Origin of the sequence: Flammeovirga agarivorans, from assembly GCF_012641475.1 — a bacterium.
Classification (GTDB): domain Bacteria; phylum Bacteroidota; class Bacteroidia; order Cytophagales; family Flammeovirgaceae; genus Flammeovirga; species Flammeovirga agarivorans.
The window spans coordinates 1-603 of record NZ_JABAIL010000109.1 but is presented as its reverse complement, the minus strand read 5'-3'; the positions used below and the strand labels follow the sequence as shown (position 1 = coordinate 603).

General features: G+C 63.5%; 1 protein-coding gene. It reads right to left on the bottom strand.

The annotated features are described in order from the left end of the window. Positions 1 to 603 (bottom strand): alpha-D-ribose 1-methylphosphonate 5-triphosphate diphosphatase (gene phnM, locus HGP29_RS28475; RefSeq protein ID WP_168885840.1); only part of this gene is annotated, 603 nt, incomplete at both ends.

The window sequence follows — 603 nt, the reverse complement described above, 5'->3', positions numbered from 1 at the left end:
GCCGCGCACGATATTCGGCGCCCCCATCAGGACGTGCATCCCGTGCTGACGTGAAGCCTGCGCCGCGGCCAGCGTGGTGGGAAACTCGGCGATCACGCTCCCTAGCTGGTGAGATTCGGCCACATGCGCCTCGGTGGCGTCGTCGTGGCTGGCGAGGGCGATACGGCGGGCGCGGCACATGGCGGCGATGGTCTGGCGATTGGGCTGCGACCAGGTGGCGGCCAGAGCCATCTGCTCGGCTTCAAAACGGTCCATTTCGTCATGCGTCAGATGATATTTGCCCTGATAATAATCGCGGTACTTGCTGCGATCGGCGTACTGACGCTGGCCCGGCGAGTGGTCCATCAGAGAGACCATGCTCACCGACTCGCGATCGATCAGTTTTTCAAACAGCGGCAGCGTGGTGTGATGCGGCAGCTCGCAGCGCAGGTGCAGGCGGTGTTCGGCGCGGTTGAGACCGCGCTTTTGCGTCTCCTCCACGGCATTGACCATCTTCTCCAGATTCTCAAGACGATCGCCGCCATCGCGCACGTCGCCAATCGCCACGGCGTCCAGCACGGTGGTGATGCCGCTGGCGACCATCATGGCGTCATGGCTGCTCAT